This is a genomic window from Aerococcus sp. L_32 (assembly GCF_050689315.1).
Map to the genome: position 1 here is coordinate 1 of NZ_JBOEQF010000509.1, position 1,289 is coordinate 1,289.

A 1,289-nucleotide genomic window follows, 5' to 3' on the forward strand; every position below is an offset into this window, starting at 1 on the left:
CCTTCGAATGCTGGTGTAACACGGTAGCGGACATGGTTTTCTGTTTGTTCAATATAGTTAGCCACAAAGTTTTCAAATGGCAACATCCCTTCAGTATTAAACCATCTAGTACCAGTCATCAAATTACGGGCATTGGCATCTTCACCAGTTAGTTGGTGGCCAATCAAGTGAGACCGGTTATACAACCAACCACCAGAAACGTTGGCATACTTGGCTTGTTGCCAGCCAGTGGGTTTGATATCTGAAATATCACCACGTTCTGTAGTAGGCATCAGTTCGACCCCGAGGACAGCGTTTGCGGCGGTTACCCGACCTAAACTATCCAGTTCACCATATGATTCGTAGGATTCAGTCGATGTAATATCCGCATCTGTAAAGTAAGGGATATTATTGTTAATTTCTATATAAGTTTGCCCAGCAGGTACTGTACGTACTTTTGTGAATTCAGCGCTTGCTTGGCTGGCAATTTCACTTTCGGCTTTTGCTTTAGATTCAGTTGCTGCCTTTTCTTTAGACTCTGATTCAGCACGTTTCATAGAAGAGGCTTGGCGTGCACTTGATTCAGCGGCTAATTTTTTGTCATAAGATTCCTTGGAGGATTTTTGTGACGCATCTTTAGCGGACTTAGCAGCCGCTTCTTCGGCCGCTGATTCAGAATCATCAGCGGAATTCTCATCAGCATCTTGATCTGAGGTTATGACTTGTTCTTGTGGTTGAAGGTCGGTTTGATCGGCTTCGGTTTCACCTGTGTCTATTGAAAAGATGACAATCGTACCGATTAATGCAGCTGCTGAGGCAATCAAGCTGTTTCTCAACCATTGATTATTTGGCTTAATCTTGTAGAAAAACAAGGCCAGAATAGGCGCAACAACTAAAATGAATGGTGATAACAAGATAAATATTATCAGTAAAGCCAAGTAAGCCAACAAACGTAACCAGTTAATATTCTTTTTCTTCATTATTTATATTTCTCCCAAAAGTATCTATTCTTTCCCATATTGCCTTACATTATATCGGCCGTCATTCTAAACTGCAATGATTATCGTTCTTTTATTTACAAAATGTAAAATAGATAAAATTATTTCTCGTCAAGAGTTCACAAAATCAATGTCTGTAGTCTTTTTACAATAATCATCAGGCAAATTTCTGGTATGATACTTGTAATAGAAAGTCGATTGAGGTGAAATCATGTTAGCGAAAGAAGAATTACCGGTATGTCCAGTAGCGACAACGGTCGATCTAATTGGGAATAAATGGAAGGTTTTAATTATTCGAGAATTATTAAAGGG

General features: G+C 39.4%; 1 protein-coding gene. It reads right to left on the minus strand.

The genetic code is table 11. The features are described 5' to 3' along the window. Positions 1 to 959: DNA/RNA non-specific endonuclease (locus ACRCJ0_RS14320; protein WP_431390887.1), on the minus strand; the 959-nt coding region annotated here is incomplete at its 3' end. Positions 960 to 1,289: the final 330 nt, after the last annotated feature.